At 57.7% G+C, this 14421-nt stretch carries 19 protein-coding genes; 7 read left to right on the top strand and 12 right to left on the bottom strand.

Annotated features, from left to right (window positions below; translation table 11 throughout):
• Positions 1-128: 128 nt before the first annotated feature.
• On the bottom strand, positions 129-728 hold the full coding sequence (locus ACR0J2_RS20870) for a L,D-transpeptidase (RefSeq protein ID WP_480813711.1): 600 nt from the start codon (positions 726-728) through the stop codon (positions 129-131).
• Positions 729-896: 168 nt separating this feature from the next.
• Here ACR0J2_RS20870 and dalA point away from each other — a divergent pair, with 168 nt between their 5' ends.
• Positions 897-1412 (top strand): divisome-associated lipoprotein DalA, encoded by a 516-nt coding sequence (gene dalA, locus ACR0J2_RS20865; RefSeq protein WP_170615517.1) that lies wholly within the window; start codon positions 897-899, stop codon positions 1410-1412.
• A 57-nt stretch (positions 1413-1469) separates the two neighbouring features.
• Here dalA and ACR0J2_RS20860 read toward each other — a convergent pair whose 3' ends face one another.
• The 7 genes from ACR0J2_RS20860 to ACR0J2_RS20830 form a co-directional block, all read right to left on the bottom strand.
• Entirely contained in the window at positions 1470-1934 is a 465-nt protein-coding gene (locus ACR0J2_RS20860; protein ID WP_480813710.1) for a PTS sugar transporter subunit IIA, read from the bottom strand.
• A 59-nt stretch (positions 1935-1993) separates the two neighbouring features.
• Positions 1994-2557 carry a ribosome hibernation-promoting factor, HPF/YfiA family gene (gene hpf, locus ACR0J2_RS20855; protein WP_170615521.1) on the bottom strand — a complete coding sequence of 188 codons (564 nt, stop codon included), beginning with the start codon at positions 2555-2557 and terminating at the stop codon, positions 1994-1996.
• A gap of 252 nt (positions 2558-2809) precedes the next feature.
• Positions 2810-3568 carry an LPS export ABC transporter ATP-binding protein gene (gene lptB, locus ACR0J2_RS20850; protein ID WP_170615523.1) on the bottom strand — a complete coding sequence of 253 codons (759 nt, stop codon included), beginning with the start codon at positions 3566-3568 and terminating at the stop codon, positions 2810-2812.
• Positions 3568-4020: an LptA/OstA family protein gene (locus ACR0J2_RS20845; protein ID WP_480813709.1), complete on the bottom strand. Its 453-nt coding sequence runs from the start codon at positions 4018-4020 to the stop codon at positions 3568-3570. Before ACR0J2_RS20845 ends, lptB begins: the two co-directional genes overlap by 1 nt.
• A 42-nt stretch (positions 4021-4062) precedes the next feature.
• On the bottom strand, positions 4063-4662 hold the full coding sequence (gene lptC / locus ACR0J2_RS20840; RefSeq protein ID WP_170681929.1) for an LPS export ABC transporter periplasmic protein LptC: 600 nt from the start codon (positions 4660-4662) through the stop codon (positions 4063-4065).
• Between the two features lie 12 nt (positions 4663-4674).
• Positions 4675-5643, bottom strand: coding sequence for a KpsF/GutQ family sugar-phosphate isomerase (locus ACR0J2_RS20835; RefSeq protein WP_170681928.1), 969 nt, complete (start codon positions 5641-5643; stop codon positions 4675-4677).
• Positions 5640-6254, bottom strand: coding sequence for a ribonuclease D (locus ACR0J2_RS20830; protein ID WP_170825272.1), 615 nt, complete (start codon positions 6252-6254; stop codon positions 5640-5642). The genes ACR0J2_RS20835 and ACR0J2_RS20830 overlap by 4 nt, the downstream gene beginning before the upstream one ends.
• Positions 6255-6431: 177 nt before the next feature.
• Here ACR0J2_RS20830 and ACR0J2_RS20825 point away from each other — a divergent pair, with 177 nt between their 5' ends.
• The 6 genes from ACR0J2_RS20825 to ACR0J2_RS20800 all read left to right on the top strand — a co-directional run bounded on the left by ACR0J2_RS20825 (position 6432) and on the right by ACR0J2_RS20800 (position 11953).
• Positions 6432-6860 carry an Lrp/AsnC family transcriptional regulator gene (locus tag ACR0J2_RS20825; protein WP_170615533.1) on the top strand — a complete coding sequence of 143 codons (429 nt, stop codon included), beginning with the start codon at positions 6432-6434 and terminating at the stop codon, positions 6858-6860.
• Between the two features lie 73 nt (positions 6861-6933).
• Positions 6934-7626, top strand: a complete 693-nt coding sequence (locus ACR0J2_RS20820) for a lytic transglycosylase domain-containing protein (RefSeq protein ID WP_480813708.1) — start codon at positions 6934-6936, stop codon at positions 7624-7626.
• A 70-nt stretch (positions 7627-7696) separates the two neighbouring features.
• Positions 7697-9724: a flagellar biosynthesis protein FlhA gene (gene flhA, locus ACR0J2_RS20815; RefSeq protein ID WP_480813731.1), complete on the top strand. Its 2028-nt coding sequence runs from the start codon at positions 7697-7699 to the stop codon at positions 9722-9724.
• A complete protein-coding gene (locus ACR0J2_RS20810; RefSeq protein WP_480813707.1) occupies positions 9721-10491 on the top strand; it encodes a flagellar biosynthetic protein FliR in 771 nt (256 codons plus the stop codon). Before flhA ends, ACR0J2_RS20810 begins: the two co-directional genes overlap by 4 nt.
• The gene (locus tag ACR0J2_RS20805) at positions 10491-11576 is read left to right on the top strand and encodes an EscU/YscU/HrcU family type III secretion system export apparatus switch protein (protein ID WP_480813706.1); all 1086 of its coding nucleotides are present in this window, start codon (positions 10491-10493) and stop codon (positions 11574-11576) included. The genes ACR0J2_RS20810 and ACR0J2_RS20805 overlap by 1 nt, the downstream gene beginning before the upstream one ends.
• A complete protein-coding gene (locus ACR0J2_RS20800; protein ID WP_480813705.1) occupies positions 11576-11953 on the top strand; it encodes a hypothetical protein in 378 nt (125 codons plus the stop codon). The genes ACR0J2_RS20805 and ACR0J2_RS20800 overlap by 1 nt, the downstream gene beginning before the upstream one ends.
• Before the next feature lie 19 nt (positions 11954-11972).
• Here ACR0J2_RS20800 and ACR0J2_RS20795 read toward each other — a convergent pair whose 3' ends face one another.
• From ACR0J2_RS20795 to flgG, 4 genes are read right to left on the bottom strand one after another with little or no spacing between them, the layout of a single operon-like run.
• Positions 11973-12425: a flagellar basal body-associated FliL family protein gene (locus ACR0J2_RS20795; protein WP_480713919.1), complete on the bottom strand. Its 453-nt coding sequence runs from the start codon at positions 12423-12425 to the stop codon at positions 11973-11975.
• A gap of 45 nt (positions 12426-12470) precedes the next feature.
• Positions 12471-13202 carry a flagellar basal body L-ring protein FlgH gene (gene flgH / locus ACR0J2_RS20790; RefSeq protein WP_480813704.1) on the bottom strand — a complete coding sequence of 244 codons (732 nt, stop codon included), beginning with the start codon at positions 13200-13202 and terminating at the stop codon, positions 12471-12473.
• Entirely contained in the window at positions 13202-13618 is a 417-nt protein-coding gene (gene flgA, locus ACR0J2_RS20785; RefSeq protein WP_170805830.1) for a flagellar basal body P-ring formation chaperone FlgA, read from the bottom strand. The genes flgH and flgA overlap by 1 nt, the downstream gene beginning before the upstream one ends.
• Entirely contained in the window at positions 13618-14403 is a 786-nt protein-coding gene (flgG, locus tag ACR0J2_RS20780) for a flagellar basal-body rod protein FlgG (protein WP_480813703.1), read from the bottom strand. The genes flgA and flgG overlap by 1 nt, the downstream gene beginning before the upstream one ends.
• Between the last annotated feature and the right edge of the window lie 18 nt (positions 14404-14421).

Genomic DNA, 14421 nt, shown 5'->3' with positions numbered 1-14421 from the left:
GAATTTGCGTGATTCCGATTAGTGGAGCCACACATCTAAGACTTACCTCGTGTTTTTTTCTAATCAGCAATGCGCAGGGATTGCAATTGCAACTTGATCGCTAAGCGGGTTCGTGCATGAAAATGTCGTCAAATTAGCAACACTTGCGTGCCAACCTTCGCCATAGAAAACAGCTCGGCAATGTCCTCGTTGAACAGGCCGATACACCCGTTTGAAGACCGGCGCCCGATTTTGCGCGTGTCATGGGTGCCGTGAATGCGATAGTATTTCCAGCTCAGGTACAAAGCATGTGTTCCCAAAGGGTTATCCGGACCAGGCGGGATATAGTCGGGCCATTCCGGATTTCGCCTCTTCATCGACGGCGTCGGCGACCAGCTTGGGCCTTCGACCTTCCGGATCACGCTCGTCCGTCCGCGGCGGGTCAGTTCTTCGGTCAATGGAACCGAAGACGGGTAGAGTTTGTATACAGATTGATCATCTGACCAATAATGCAGCGCCCGCGAGACGGTATCGACCAAAATGGCACCGTTTCTGGTATTGGAAAAATAGGGTTGCCAGTCCAACGCCCGGAAGCCCGAAACATTGCGGCGAACCGCCGGTTCTGCTTCCGGAGCAGGACGCAACGGGTCTCCGGGAATGTACTGGGCGATTGCCGGCGTGGCCAGCACGGCCGTCGCACCTGCCAGAAATCCGCGGCGGGTCGAGGGCTGAATACGTTTTTTGACCATGACAAAGGGTCCTTTGCTTAGGTGACTTGGAAATTTCGGTCATTTTATTGCCAGAATGCTTCAGTCGCAAATCAAACCGGCAGAATCACGCGGGTTGTGGCCATTGTACGTTTGCCCAGCGCGTTCAGTCACGCTATGCCCGTTGATAACACAATTATCAGGTCGACCATGACGCGTATCCTTTCTCTGCTAGTTATTTGCCTTGTCGCGCTGGCGGCATGCACGGACACCTCAACCACAGCCTTGGGGGCCGACGGGCGGCCGTTGCCGACAGTCTATAAGATTCGCGGCAGCACCGATAAACTACAATTCCGCATGTTGGATTCGGTGAACGCGCTCCGTCAGGCCTCGGGCCTGCAACCGGTTCAACTGAATGCCCAACTGAATGCGGCCGCAGCCACCCATTCCAAAGACATGGCCCGTCAGAACCGCCCCTGGCATTTCGGATCGGACGGATCCTCGCCCATCGATCGCGCCGCGCGCGCAGGCTACTTCGGAACCTTCCTGGGCGAAGCGATATCGGAAACCTACGAGACCGAGACCGAAACCCTGGCCGCATGGATGCAGGAGCCCGGCCCGCGCGCCGTCATCATGGATCCGAAGGCAAGCCAGATGGGCTTTGCCTGGCATCAGGAAAAAGGCGGCAAAATCTGGTGGACACTGGAAATGGGCACAGGCGGCTGATCGCCTCGGGCCGCAACAAAGCCTCCGGATAACGGGGGCTTTTTCAATAGAACCAGGTTACGCAGCCTGCATCGACTGCGCTTCCGTCAGAATGGCATAAAGTTTGACGGGGTCAGGATTTGCCCGCAACTTTGCGCAGACAGAAGTGTCACGCAGGGTCCGCGACACAAGCGCCAGCGCCTTGAGATGATCGACACCCGCTTCTTCCGGCGCAAACAACGAAAAGGCAATGTCGACTGGCTGACGGTCGACCGAGCCGAAATCAATAGGCTTTTCCAGCATGACGAATACGCCCGAAACGGCCTGAAGCTGCAGCAATCTCGCATGTGGCAGCGCCACGCCATGGCCAACCCCGGTCGGGCCGAGGCTTTCACGCTCTAGCAGGCTGTCCACAACTTCCTGCGCGTCCAGCCCAAGGGTGGCGGCAGCGACATCGCTGATTTCCTGAAACAACCGCTTCTTGCTGGAAGCAGATGACAATACACGTACGGCTTCGGGCTTCAGTATGCTCGACAGCTCCATGATCACGCTCCATGACGTTGCCCCGGCCAAAACCGGGGCCCGTCTTTCAATCTTGCCTGTTACGGATCGATCCACCCGATATTGCCGTCATCCCGGCGATACACGACATTCAATCCGTCCTTGTTTTCATTACGGAACACCAGCACCGGGGCGCCTGCAAGTTCCATTTGCATAACAGCTTCGCCAACGCTGAGAGATGGTATCTTTGTTTCCATCTCAGCCACAATCATGGGCTGCAGCGATTCGGGTTCGTCAGCCGTCTCCGATTCATTAGAGGCGAGGATATATGAGGACGCGCCGAAGAGTTCAACCGGCTCGGATCGATCCTTATGGTGGTCTTTCAGGCGGCGCTTGTATCTGCGCAGTTGTGTCTCCATTTTGTCGCAGCAAGCCTCGAATGCCGCATAAATCTCGATTGCGTGGGCCTTGGCCTGGGCGGTCAGGCCCGTCGACAGATGCACCGTGGTCTCGCATACATATTCATGCGCTGAACGGGAAAAGACGACGGCGGCGTCCGTCGGGCGCTGGGCGTACTTACCCACAACCTCGCCCAGCTCGGTCTGCACGTGGGTCTGCAGCGCCGCGCCGATGTCGATCTGTTTTCCGCTGATTTGGTAACGCATGTGATCTCCTTCACAATTCACACCCATTCTGACGCCGCGTTACGCGGCGAGCTTGTTTTTATCGGGTGGGGGGTAGCGACATGTTTTGTGGTTGTCTGCCATCGCGCCCTTCGGAGAAGGGATATCGTGATCCAGACTGGAACCGCAAAACTGCCATGAGCCAATTGAGCCAAGAGGCGGCGGAAGAGTCAATCAAAACAAAACCGTATTTGTGTAATTTCCGACATGCAGCAAGTGCAGATCAGCGCAAGCTTATGAAATCCTGAAGTTTTCACCCAGATACACGCGGCGCACATTCTCGTTTTCAACAACTTCGTCCGGCGTGCCGGACATCAGCATCTTTCCGTCATGCAGGATGTAGGCCCTGTCCACAATTTCCAGCGTTTCGCGGACGTTGTGATCCGTGATCAAAACACCAATTCCGCGCTTTTTCAGGTCGGCAACCAAATGCCGGATATCCCCAACACTGATAGGGTCCACACCCGCAAACGGTTCATCCAAAAGCAAATACTTGGGATCGGCAGCCAGGCAGCGGGCGATTTCCACCCGGCGTCTTTCCCCCCCTGACAAAGCCAGGGCCGGGGCCCGCCGCAAATGCTCGATCGAGAAATCGGACAAAAGTTCTTCCAAACGTTCCTTGCGGCGATGGGCGTGGCTGACGGTTATGTCCAGCACAGCGGCGATATTGTCCTCGACGCTCATGCCGCGAAAAATCGACATCTCCTGAGGCAGATAACCGATCCCCATCCGGGCGCGCCGGTACATCGGCAAAGTCGTGACATTGTGCCCGTCCAGCGTGACCGTGCCCGCCTCGGGGAAAACCAGCCCGGCGACAGAATAGAACGTCGTCGTCTTGCCCGACCCGTTGGGACCAAGCAAAGCCACAACTTCGGACCGGCCCAGTGTCATCGAAACATCCCGGATCACGGTCTTCTTGCGATAGGACTTTCGCAGTTTCTCGATTCTGAGACCCGAGGTGCCGTCGGCAACGGATAGGTTGGGTCGTGCCATCAGTTGTTGCCCTGTTGCAGGATCGTTTTCACCCGACCGGTCATGGTTGCGGTACCGGTGGTCAGGTTGGCATTCATCTGATCGCCGCTGATGACGCTTGGCCCCTGTGTCAGAAGAACATTGCCCTTCATCAGGATCACACCGGAATCAATCGTATATTCGGCCCAATCCCCCTGCGCCGCGTCGGGAGGGCTTACCAGAACCACGTCTTCCGTGGCCTCTAGCCGCTCGATCGCCGAACGCTCGTTGTTGTAGATGACCAGAACCCGTTCTGCAGTCAGACGCATTTCGCCCTGAATCACGATGACATTTCCCAGAAACTCGGCCGACCCGTTTTCCTGATTGACGTTGAGTGTTTCCGACGTCACTTCGACAGGCAAACTGGGGTCCGCCTTGGTCGACCCAAACGCCACCTGCGTTTCCTGCGCGGTCGCGGAAACGGCACTCGTCACCAGAGCGATGCAAACAAGGGCAATTCGAAAATCAAACACACTTCATCTTTCTGCTTTTGCCGGCTCATACACCAGCTTTACGCCATCTGTAAAAACAATATGGACCGGTCCGTCCTTTTTTTCAGTCCCAAATGTCATGCGCCCAGCCGAGAAATCACCGATCGGTCCGGTTCCGTTAACCTGACCCGGTGTATCCCCGCGGATTTCATCCAGCGAGGTGTTCAGCAAATCCGTGGTGACCTGGATGCCGTCCGTAGTGGTTATGACAACATCGCCGACAAAAGTTGCCGTCTTTTTGTCAGGTCGGATCATGCCCGAATTTGAATCCAGTTTTATGACACCGCCATTCAACAGCCCCAGGCGCCCACGAAACTCGGCCGCGGTCGGGACAGATCCTTCAGCCCCTTTTGCCGCCTGTATGGCCTTGATATGCACGTCTTCACCCTTGCGGGTTATGCCCCGGTAGTCGGGCTGAGTAATAACCTGGTCGGCAAGGCGATCGTTGATTTCCGTTTGCGGGAATGGAACCGACACGTCTGTCTCGATGCTGCGGGACAGCAGGAACACCGTGGACAGCAACAGAATGGCCACCAGCGGCAACAGCACCTTCAAGAACTGTACCATGCGGGAATAGCGGTCCACAGTTTCCACCTTTCAGCCCAACCCGACGCGCAGGCAATCGTGAATGTGCAAAATGCCTTCAGCCCGCCCGCCCGAGGCCGGATCGACCACAAACAAACAGGTAATCTTGGGCGTCTGCATCGTCATCAGAGCCACGGCGCTCTCGGCCAGTTCACCCGGTCCGATGGTACGCGGGTTCGCGGTCATCACCTGATCGACGGTCAGGTCAAGCAGACCCTGCATATGCCGCCGCAGGTCGCCATCGGTCACGATGCCCAGCAACCGCCCCTCGGCATCAATAACGCCGACAACGCCAAAACCCTTCTGGCTCATGACCAGCAACGCCTCGCTCATCGGCGTGCCCGAGGAAACGATCGGCGTGTCGGTATGCATCAGATCGCGAACCTTGCTGAGCTGCGCGCCGAGTTTGCCGCCGGGGTGGAAATCACGGAAGTTTTCGGGCCGGAAATCGCGGTACTTCATCAAGGCGATCGCCAGCGCGTCCCCCATTGCAAGCGTCAGCGTCGTCGAAATCGAAGGCACCATGCCAAAACCGCAGGCCTCACCCATCGACGGGATCAGCAGATGCACGTCCGCCTGTTTCATCAACGTGCTTTCGGGCTTGCTGGACAGACCGATCAGAGGGATGCCGAACCGCCGCGTAAAGGCCAGAAGATTGGCCAGTTCCGGTGCCTCGCCCGAGTTCGAAATCGCCAGAACCACATCGCCCTTCGACACCATACCCAGATCGCCGTGACTTGCCTCGGCCGGATGCACGAAATAGGCGGGTGTCCCGGTACTCGCCAGCGTCGCCGCGATCTTGTGACCGATATGGCCGGATTTGCCGATCCCGCTGACAATGATCCGACCGGTTGCCTGCAGGATCATCTGCACGGCAGTGGCAAAATTCTCATCCAGGCCGTCCGCCAGAACGTCAAGCGCACGGGCTTCGTCAGTGATGACCTGCCGCGCGGTTTTCAGAAAGGATTCGTTGTCAGTCATGAGTGCGCAAAAATATCCGTTTCAGGCCAGCCGGCGAGGTCCAGCTTGGCACGCATCGGCAGGAAATCAAAACAGGCCTGCGCCATCTCGGTCCGGCCCTCGCGTGCCAGCCGCCCGTCCAGCGCATCGCGCAACTGGTGCAGGTACAAAACGTCCGAGGCGGCATAGTCCAGCTGGGCCTCGGTCAGGGATTCCGCACCCCAGTCGCTCATTTGCTGCTGTTTCGAGATGTCGACGCCGATCAGTTCCTGGCACAGGTTCTTCAGCCCGTGCCGGTCTGTATAGGTGCGTACCAGTCGGCTGGCGATCTTGGTACAATAGACCGGCGCCGCCAGCGCACCAAACGTGTGGTACATGGCCGCGATGTCAAATCGCCCGAAATGAAACAGCTTCAGCACATCGGGATTTTCCAGCATGGCACACAGGTTCGGCGCTGATGTCTGCCCATTTTCGACTTGAACGATATGGCTGTGCCCATCGCCACCCGACATCTGGATAACGCACAACCTGTCCCGATGCGGATTCAAACCCATGGTTTCACAGTCGATCGCCACGACCGGGCCCAGATCCAGCCCATCCGGCAGGTCGTTTTTGTACAAGTGGTTCGCCACGGATTTTTCCTTTGTTCGGTCTCAGACCACGAGATAGGAGGTTTGGTCCGCAAACTCAACGCCATCCAGCGGGCGTCATTGTGACCAGGCCCGGCCGGGACGGGATTTTGCCGCGACACAAATGAGGTCAGCAGGAACTTGAGCATCTGTATGCTAATGCTCTAAACCTTGGCCACCATGGACAAACTTGATCGAAATATCGTTGCCGCACTTCAGCAGAACGCGCGTGAATCAACTACCCGGATCGCAGCAAAGCTGGGCGTGGCGCGCACCACCGTTCACGAGCGTATCAGCCGCATGGAAGATCGCGGTGTAATTGCAGGGTACTCCGTGGTTTTGCACAGCCCGCAAGACACACCGCGTGTACAAGTCATCGTTCTGCTGGAAGTGCAGCAAAAAGAAACGGCCCGCATCATCAAACGTCTTGAAGCCTATCCCGAGGTCAAACTGTGCCTGTCCATCAACGGAGAATTCGACCTGCTGCTGAGTGCCGAAGCACCGCATATAGAGGATCTGGACATCCTCGTCGACGAACTCGCCAAGATTCCGGGCGTCATGCGAACCAACACAAGCGTTGTGTTTGGCCGCCGGATCGACCGGAACTGATGCTGCGATAACCCTATGTAAACCGATGCGCGGCTAGCCTGCCCCGGACTGATCAAGATCCCGGACCGGCAGAATGCCCCATCGAATATTCACCTTTCTTCTGATTCTGCTTCTTGCCGGGCGTTCGCTGCATGCACAACCTGACGCAAGAACCGCCGATCTGTGTGATCAGGCCATGAGGCGAGCCGCTTTGTCGGAAGGGGTTCCTCTGGATGTCCTGCGAGCCATCGCGCGCGTGGAATCCGGTCTGAACGTCGCTGGCACCCTGCGCCCCTGGCCGTGGGCGATCAATGTCGAGGGGCAGGGTCTTTGGTTTGACACCGAGGTCGAGGCAAAATCCCATGTTTTCCAAATCTTCAAGGCGGGCGCACGCAGTTTCGACATTGGCTGCTTCCAGATCAACTATCGCTGGCACGGGCAGGCATTCCGGTCGATTGACGAAATGTTCGACCCGGAACAGAACGCCAGGTATGCCGCCCGTTTTCTGAAAGAACTGTTTGCAGAGTTTGCATCGTGGCCCGCAGCGGCCGGTGCTTATCACTCTCGCACTCCCGCTTTGGCCCAGACCTATTCCGAGCGTTTTCAGGCCGAATTGGCGCGCCTCAACGAGGACGAGCCGACAAGGTATGCGGCAGTTGCCCGCGATCCTTTTACACAGTCCTCTGCTCCACTGCTTCCATCGCGATCTGCCGCGCCAAAACGGGTAATGTTGGGGTCGCTGGTTCCGGTAGCGGATAGTGCCACCGCCTTTATCGTCTTCAACTAAGGGGGTGATCGTGTTCAGGTTCGATGCCCGCTCTGTGTTCTCGCCGACCGTCTTGCTGGCGCTGGCCTTGATGACGGTCATCGTGATGATGATCTTGCCAATGCCCGCCTGGGTTCTGGATGTGGGGCTGGCAGCGTCGTTTGCGCTGGCTATTCTGATCTTCACCCTGACCCTGTTTATCGAACGCCCGCTGGATTTCTCATCTTTTCCAACGATCCTGCTGGCATCCCTGATGCTGCGATTGTCGCTGAATGTTTCGTCCACCAAGCTGATCATCGGTCAGGGTCATTCTGGCACCAACGCCGCAGGTGATGTGATCGAGGGGTTTGCCCAATTCGTCATGGGCGGAAGCATCTTTCTGGGTCTCGTCGTGTTTGGCGTTCTGCTGATCGTAAATTTTATGGTGATCACCAAGGGCGCCGCCCGCATGGCCGAGGTCGGAGCCAGGTTTGCGCTGGATGGGATGCCGGGCAAACAACTTGCAATTGACAGCGACATGTCCGCAGGGGCCATCGACCATCAGCAAGCCAAGGAACGGCGCGAAAGAGAACAGCAGGAAACGACTTTCTTCGGCTCGCTGGACGGTGCGTCCAAATTCGTCAAGGGCGACGCCGTTGCCGGGTTGCTGATCACCTTGCTGAATCTTGTGATGGGTTTGATCATGGGCGTGATCGTGCATGGTATGCCGGTTGCATCCGCCTTCGAAACCTATGCGATCCTGACGGTTGGTGATGGGCTGGTCTCACAAATCCCTGCGGTCATTATCTCAATCGCGTCCGCCCTGCTGCTGGCGCGGGGCGGCACGCAGGGGGCAACCGACAGCGCAATCTTCTCGCAGTTGGGGCGGCACCCGGCTGCACTGGGCACAGTCTCGCTGCTGATGGCCCTGTTTGCGTTGGTGCCTGGCCTGCCGTTTCTGCCCTTCATTCTAGGCGCGGGGGTTTTGGGGTACTCAGCCTACAGCGTTTACAGCAAACAAAAATCCGAGCTGACAAAAGCGCACTCACCGGCACCCGAGACCGATGCCCCGACCCCGCAGGCCATCGGAGACATCCTGGACCTGGACGACGTTCATCTGGAATTCGCGCCGGATCTGGTCAGCATGGTTCTAAACCCAGGCACCGGTCTGGACGCGCGGATCGCCAATATGCGGACATATGTCGCCTCTGGCTTTGGTCTGATCCTGCCCGAAATTCGGTTGACCGATCGCGCCGATCTTCCAACCGGCACTTACGTTATCAAAGTTCAGGGCGTCGAACAGGCGCGCGGTGTTCTGAACCCCGACCTTGTATTGGCGCTGGTTCAGGAAGGGCCGGACATTCTGCCGGACGGAAATGATGTGACCGAACCCGTCTACGGCGCACCTGCCCGTTGGATCCTGCCCAAAGATCAGGAAACCGCGGCCCTGAGCGGCGCAACGATCGTCTCGCCCCCCGAAATCCTGGCGACCCATCTGCTTGAAATCATCAAGCAGAACTTCTCCCGACTGCTGACACTCAAGTCGCTGCGGCGTCTTTTGTCCGAAATGACTCGGCTGAGCGATCCGGGCCGGGCCGAGGCCAACCGCAAATTGCTGGACGAACTGATCCCGGACAAGGTCCCGATCGATACATTACATTCCGTTCTGCGGCTGCTGCTGGACGAACGGGTGTCCATCCGAAACATGGCCCTGATCCTGGAAACCGTGGCCGAGGCTCGGCTGACCACAACTCTGCCCGAAGGGATTTGCGAAGTGGTGCGCCAACGTCTCGGGTTCCAGCTGGTCGCCGACATGAAGCGCGAAGATGGGTCGATCCCACTGATCCAACTGGCACCGGAGTGGGAGGACACGTTCGCCACTTACCAAATCGACGCCCAAAGCGCAGGTCTCGATGTCGCGCTTCCGCCCAACCTGTTCAACAAGCTTGCAGACGGTGTCGTGCAAAGCGTTGCGCAAACCGCGGATCGGGGCGTGTTTGCGGCCGTTGTGACTTCGACCCGTCGACGCAGGTTGCTGCGCACGATCCTGCACGCACGCGGCATCTCGAACCCGGTTCTGTCATTTGAAGAAATCGGCTTGGAAGCCAGGCCGGCACTTGTCGGTACGGTGCCCGCGTGATCGGCCTGCCCCCTGACTTGCTGCCGTTTTTCAGTAGCGAGCTTGAGCACTTGTTCGCCGTTTTCCTGCGGGTTTCCGCTTTGGTTTCCCTTCTGCCTGCCTTCGGAGAGCGCAGCATTCCGGCCCGCGTAAAGCTGGCGATAGCAGTGGCATTTACGCTCTTGGTTTCTTCCGCAATTGACCAGTCTGGGGCGATGTCTGGACTGTTCCCCGTAGTGCGGCTGATCGGCACCGAAATCCTGACGGGTCTGGCACTTGGCTTAAGCTTGAGGCTTTTCGTGCTTGCCCTTCAGACAGCTGGATCAATTGCCGCTCAGGCGACATCGCTATCCCAGCTTCTGGGCGGGGCGGCAGCAGACCCAGTGCCGGCCATGGGATATCTGCTGACCCTGGCCGGAATCACTCTGGCTGTTCTTATGGGGCTGCACATTCGTGCGGCGCAGTTTTTGATTGATAGCTACACCCTGGTCCCAATGGGACAGCCCCCTGCGGCTGCGGATCTGTCCCATTGGGGTGTGCGACGAATTGCGCACAGCTTTGCGCTGGCTTTTGCGCTGGCAATGCCCTTCGTCATCGCCTCGCTGATCTACAATCTTGCGCTTGGGGTCATCAACCGGGCGATGCCTCAGTTAATGGTCGCCTTTGTCGGTGCCCCGGCAATCACCTTTGCCGGTCTCTTTCTTTTGTTCGCCGGAGCACCCTTGATCCTGTCCGCCTGGTCGGACGCACTCAGCAGTTTTCTAACCAACCCGATTGGAGACAACTGATGACCGCAGCAGACAACGACAGCGACAAGTCTTTTGACCCGACACCGCAGAAACTGAAGAAAGCCCGTGAAAAGGGCGAAGTGGCCAAGTCCGCCGATCTGTCGGTGGTTGCGGGTTATTCCGGGTTGCTCGTCGCGCTGGTAACAGCCGGTCAGCACGGCGCGGAAAATCTCGGCACGCTTTTTCTTGTAATGATTGATCAGGCCGACGATCTGTCCCGCCTGATGATTGATGGCCCGTCTGCAGGCCCGGTCGGCGGCGTTCTGAAAACGACCCTGGTCGCCATCGGGATTCTCTTTGCTATTCCGGCGGCTGCGGTCCTGCTCAGCCTCATTGCGCAGCGAGCTCTTGTCTTTGCCCCGTCCAAACTCAAACCCAAGTTGTCGCGCGTTTCCGTTGTATCGAACGCCCAGAACAAGTTCGGCCGGGGCGGGTTGTTCGAATTCCTTAAGGCCTTTGTCAAACTGACAATATATTGCACATGCCTTGCCGTTTTCCTGCGCGCCAATCTGGCGGAAATCCTGTCTGCCGGTACGGCACCACCCCAATCTTCAATCCTGTTGATGATGAACCTGTTGTTTCGCTTCTTGTTTATCGTGATTGTCATCGCTCTGGCCATCGGCGCAGCGGACTACCTTTGGCAATACTCCGAGCACATGCGCAAAAACCGTATGTCGCGCAAAGAGATTCAGGACGAAACCAAGGATGCTGAAGGCGACCCTCATGTCAAACAACAGCGCAGGCAGCGCGCGCAGGACATTGCGGCAAACCAGATGATGGCGGCGATTCCTGAAGCAGACGTTGTCATAGTCAATCCGACGCATTTTGCGGTCGCGTTGAAATGGTCGCGGGCGGTCGGTACCGCACCGGTTTGCGTCGCGAAGGGCGTGGACGAAATCGCCGCCACGATCCGGTCGGCAGCCGGGCAGGCAGGGGTTCCGATCCATTCCGACCCGCCGACCGCGCGGGCGCTTCACGGCACCGTCGATATCGGGCAGGAGATCCAGGAAGAGCACTATCGATCCGTTGCCGCCGCTATCCGGTTCGCCGAAGCCATGCGTAAACGAGCAAAGAAGCAGGTATAATGCGACAAACGCAGATCAAAGCATTGGTGCGGGTGACGGAGGCCGCGTTCCAAAAGGAATTTCAGGCCATTCGCCCCTTGGTCGAGGCCGAGACATTGGTTCTGAGGAAGCTGAGGAAGCTGGACACGCAGGTTAAAGCGGCGCGCCACGACAGTGCGCAGTCCCAAGGCTACAAAATCACAGGAACCGATATCTTGTGGAACGGCTGGGAAGCCGCAACACGCCGCCAGTTGAACATGGAACTGGCGCGCATCCGAGTGCAGAAGCTGAGCGCTCTGGACGCGCTGCGCCTTTCGTTCGGGCGCAAACGTGCTGTTGAAAGCCTGTCGGAGTCGCTTATGGCTGATCAGTTTTGCAACCAGTCAAAGGGCTTCTGATCCACAACCGACTGAGTCGTCAGGTGTTCTGACGATTGACACTCATAATCAGAACCTGAGAAACGTCTTCGCCCAAATCCTTACGCGCAACGTCCAGCAACGCTTTGCGCAACGCATTCAAGTTGCCGGACTCTGTAAAGGCACCGTCAAAGCCGCCGATATTGGCATGGTCAAACAGCACCTGCAGGAACCTGTCGCGCAGTTTCGGTTCAATCGCATAAAACGTTTCCGAAAGCCCAGGCGTGGTTTCCAAACTCAAGGACACCGTCACCAGAGCTGATATCTGGTCCTTCTTAACCACCGGAACCACGAATTGCTTGGTGAGCTTGAGATATTCGAACTCTCCCTCACCCTCCTTCTGACTTGCTTTCGTTTCTTTTGGCTTTTCAGCCTCTGCTGTCGCGGCCTTGCTGTTGTCGCTTTCTTTCGGTCCGAGGAAGACCCCGGCCCCGATACCTGCGGCCAGCCCCAAGACAAGACAAATCAGCGGTACAAGTTTCCTGACCACAGCGGCACCTCAGAACGGCAGAAGCGAGTCGAGGATCTGCTGGCCGTAACGTGGTTGCTGCACATCCGTGATTTGCCCCCGGCCCCCGTAAGAAACCCGCGCCGAGGCGATCTTGTCATAAGTGATCTCGTTCTGGCGAGAGATATCCTGCGGTCGAACATAGCCGGTGACCAGCAGTTCCCGTAGTTCGAAATTGACACGCAATTCCTGTGAACCGGAAATCGACAAAACACCGTTGGGCAGAACATCAATCACCGTAGCAGCCACCCGCAGGGTCAGTTTTTCCTTACGCTTGACCGAGCCTTTTCCCGAACTGTCCGATGAGGAATCGATGGACACGGCGTCATCCATCGAGGCACCTTCAGGCAACTTGTCTGCCACGCGCTGGGGCAGGCCGAACAATCCCGGAACGGCCAGACTTTCAGATCCGGCGCGCGATCGTTTCGTATCATTCGAAATCTCGGCTTTTTCGTCCAGCTCGATCACAACCGTCATGATGTCACCTTTTTTGATCGCTCTTTGGTCTCCCAGCAGCGACTGTTGCCCACCGCTCCAAAGCGAGGCGCGATCCACACTCCGCTGCGGCTGAGTGTGTGTTGGCAGGCCTGGCCACAGCATGGCCACCTGTTCCGGAGACTCATCAGTGGGCGTAAAGCTCGGCGGTTTGCCCAGGTGGTCCACGCGCCCGCACGCGGACAGGGCAATCAAAGTGACAAGCAGTTTGAAAGGCTCTACGGGCATTATCTTACCTCAATTTGACCGTCGGGCCGGATATGCCCGGTTACAGTCGTTCTGGACGACAAATTCATGACCCGAATGCGGTCACCTGCAGCCCCGCGCCCCAGCGCACGGCCTTCTGCCGTGATCGACAGCGGCTGGCGGTTGAATACCAGGACAACCAGATCGTTCCGGTCCACAATGGCCGGAGGACCGACGTCCGTTTCCCGTATCGGGCGGCCCGGATACAGCGCAACACGGGCTTCCTGGCCGATCAAAAGACCGGGATCCATGACAACGCCGTCAACCTCGGTGTTTGTCAGCTCGAGATCCGAGGCCACAATGATCTCCTTCGCACGAATGGTTCTGGTCGGCACGACTATCTCGGCCTGAACAGCCATGGGAGACATCACTATCAGCACCCAAAGAACACTGCGCATCATCGCACCTGAGTTGTCGCGCCCATCATCTGATCGACGGCGGATATGACCTTGGCGTTCATTTCGTAACCACGCTGAGCTTCGATCAGTTCCGTGACCTGTCGCACGGCATCAACCGAACTGTCCTCCAGGTACCCTTGACGCAAAGTTCCCAACCCGTCCTCACCCGGCGGACCCGTCACCGGTGCGCCAGAGGCTTCGGTTTCCTTGAACAGGTTGCTGCCGATCGCCTCCAGCCCCTTGGCATTCGAGAAACTGGCCAAGGTGAATTCTCCCAGCAGCTGACCCTCGGCTGTGTCATCGAAATAGGCGTATACTTCGCCGGATGCGTTGATGGATATCGACCGCGCATCATCGGGGATGGTAATCTCGGGAGCAACGGTAAAACCGTCCGAAGTCACGATCAGGCCCTCGGGCGATCGTTTCAGGCTACCATCGCGGGTATAGGCGGACTGGCCGCCCGGCATGGTCACTTCCAGATAGCCTCGCCCCTCGATAGCGACATCCAGATCGTTGCCAGTTGCGGACAAGGCACCTTGCGCCAGTTGGACGGTGACGGCTGCGGGCCGAACGCCCAGACCTAACTGGACACCGGTTGGCAAGACCGTGCCGTCAGAGGCATTCACCGCGCCCGCGCGGGCCATCTGCTGATAGTGCAGGTCCGCAAATTCGGCCCGCCGTGCGTTGTAACCGGTTGTGTTCATGTTTGCGAGGTTGTTCGAGATGGTTTCGACTCGCATCTGTTGTGCCGTCATTCCGGTGGCGGCAATCTTCAAAGCGCGCATTTCAAAATCTCCCCTGGT

The sequence above is a fragment of the Ruegeria sp. CG4 genome, from assembly GCF_056537185.1.
The sequence above is the reverse complement of the archived record's forward strand: the minus strand, read 5'-3'. Positions and strand labels throughout refer to the sequence as shown.